This window comes from Vibrio sp. 10N.222.49.C12 (genome assembly GCF_041475025.1).
GTDB lineage: Bacteria > Pseudomonadota > Gammaproteobacteria > Enterobacterales > Vibrionaceae > Vibrio > Vibrio crassostreae_C.
Genome location: NZ_JBFRVF010000066.1, coordinates 1 through 2421, shown reverse-complemented (window position 1 = coordinate 2421; position 2421 = coordinate 1). Strand labels below are relative to the sequence as shown.

The following is a 2421-nucleotide window of genomic DNA, read 5'->3' as shown; positions in this document are numbered from 1 at the left end:
TCTGCGACAGTGGCGTTACCGATCATGTTGTACCACTCCTTTACAGGTAACTGACTGATGACGATCGTGCTGCTGTTTTGGTAACGATCTTCAAGCACTTCTAATAAGTGACCTGCATGCTCTTGGGTTAGCTTTTCCATCCCCCAGTCGTCGAGGATTAGTAGAGCTTTCTTAGCCAACGATTGAAGTTGCTTTTGATAGCTACCGTCCAGACGACCTGCGGTCAGGTCATCAAGCAGGCGAGTTAATCGGTAGTATCTGACCGTGTGTTGTTGGTCGCAGGCACTGGTTGCCAGTGCGCAGCCAAGATACGTTTTGCCAGCACCTGTTGGGCCTGTGATCAAGATATTCTGGTGCTTATGTAGATAACTGCCCGTTAGAAGTTCGCTCATCTGTTTACGATTGAGATTTCGTCCCTCCTTGTAGATGAGTTGGCTCGGCTGAGCATCCACTCTCAGTTTGGCTTGCCGTTTTAAGCGTTGGATTTTTGTCTGATTGCGATTCAAGATTTCACTTTCCAGAAGTAGGCTTAGCCTTTCCTCGAAGTCCAGCTCTGCGTAGGTGCTCAGTTGTTCTTGTTGCTGCTCTAACGCTTTCACTGCATGGCTCAAGCGGAGGGTTTTGAGTTGGTCGTTCAGTGCGTTCATTTGTATTTCTCCTAGTGATAACAGTTCGGGCCACGGACATTGCTATGAACAAGGTTCGGCGTGCTCGTGTTGTCTTTGCTCAGTTGTCCTTCACGATTGTTCTTCAGCAGATTGTTGATGAAGGTGTAGTTCGGTTTTGTCAGCATCAGCGCATCTTTACAGGCTTGCTCTAAGCGCGACTCGCCATGCGCTTTACTCAGATTGAGCAGCCCAAGGCAGGAGCGATACGACTGCTCTGGATGAGGCTTGGAGTAGAGCATCTTATTGATGACTTCTCGTGTGGCTGGGCCGATATTGGCTCCCCAGTTGAGCAGGCGTCCAGGCGACCACTTCTGATGTTGATGATTACTCGGCATGTGCTCTGGTTGGGTGCTGTTTCCGCGCTCTCTTTGGCTGCGTGGATGCTGGGCTACCAAGTTACCTTGATGGTAGATCTGCACCAGACGGTTGGAGGCTTCCAGTTCGACATGGTGACCAACAAGTTGATGTGGCACCGAGTAGTAGTGGCGGCGATATTCGATGTGATAATCAGGCCCAACCTTGGCTCGCTTGGTTTCGGTATAGAGGTATCGCTGCTTAGGTAGCGGCTTTAACGCTGGCTTATCGAGTTTGTCGAACAGCGCTTTGCGGCTCGCACCATACTGTTTCATCTCACGTTCGTTTAAGTCATTCATAAGCTCACGGATGGCAAGGTTCAGCTCTTTGAAGGTATGGAAGGTTTGATGTCGTAGTCGCATCATGATCCAGCGTTCCACTAGGAGCACGGCATTCTCTGCCTTGGCTTTGTCTTTCGGTTTGTAAGGGCGAGCTGGCATCACTGCGGTTTGATAGTGATTCGCCAGTTTTTGATAACTGTCGTTAAGTCTCGGCTCATAACGATTGGCTTTGGTGACCGCGCTACGTAGATTATCGGGAACCAAGAGCTGTGGTACACCACCGAAGTGCTCGAACGCATTGGCATGCGCCTCTAACCAGTAAGACTTACCTTGACTCGGGAAGGCTTCAACATAGGTGTAATTGGACGCACCTAAGGTCGCCACGAACACTTCTGCTTCGCGCACTTCACCTGTATCAGGGTTGACCACTTGAAGCCGAGGCCCACAGTAATCGATAAACAGCTTGTCACCTGCCACATGGAGCTGGCGCATGCTGCGCTTTTGAGTTTTGAACCAACGAGTGAAGTGCTCGCAGAACTGAGTGTAAGCGTAAGCTTGTTCTTGATATTGCTCATGGTATTCCTGCCACAACAACATCTTTGTCATGCCTTTACGTCTGAGTTCGACTGCGTATTGAGTGAAGTCTGGCATGACTTTATCGCGACTGGCTTTCTTGCCGTGATACAGCGCTTGCGTGAGATCAGCATCGCTGCAACTTTCGGGTAGAGGCCAGCCAAGTTGGCTTTGTTTAAAGCGAGTAAGGAGTTCCGATATGGTGGACGGGCCGAGTTTCAGGCAAGAAGCGATACCACGATTGGAGAGACCGCAGTCGTACTTAAGGCGTAATACCTCTTTGATTTTGTTCATTGGAGTTCTCTTTTTGGCCATTGTCGCTTCCTTACGTTCTTGTTTAAGAAGTAAAGAATAGCGAGCTATTGATTTAAAAGAGAAAAAGGAAGGATTTCGGGCATTCCGATCGCGGTTTTCGCTATTCCGATCACCGATTTCGGAGTTAGGCTAAAAGTGATCGGATAATCGCGGAATCAGTGATCGGTTTAAACCGAAATGGGTGATCGGATAATCCCGAAATGACTGATCGGAATGCTCCGAAATATGCA

2 protein-coding genes are annotated in these 2421 nt (G+C 49.1%); both read right to left on the bottom strand.

The window, feature by feature from the left end:
- Nucleotides 1–647, bottom strand: a 647-nt coding sequence (gene istB, locus AB4583_RS18400; RefSeq protein WP_372118679.1) for an IS21-like element ISVch3 family helper ATPase IstB, incomplete at its 3' end; no start/stop codon positions are given.
- An 11-nt stretch (nt 648–658) separates the two neighbouring features.
- Entirely contained in the window at nt 659–2191 is a 1533-nt protein-coding gene (gene istA / locus AB4583_RS18395) for an IS21 family transposase (protein ID WP_017101221.1), read from the bottom strand.
- Nucleotides 2192–2421: the final 230 nt, after the last annotated feature.

Bases quoted from the DNA above. Each gene is read 5' to 3' on its own strand.
- istA (WP_017101221.1), bottom strand. From the start codon at position 2,191: ATGGCCAAAAAGAGAACTCCAATGAACAAAATCAAAGAGGTATTACGC.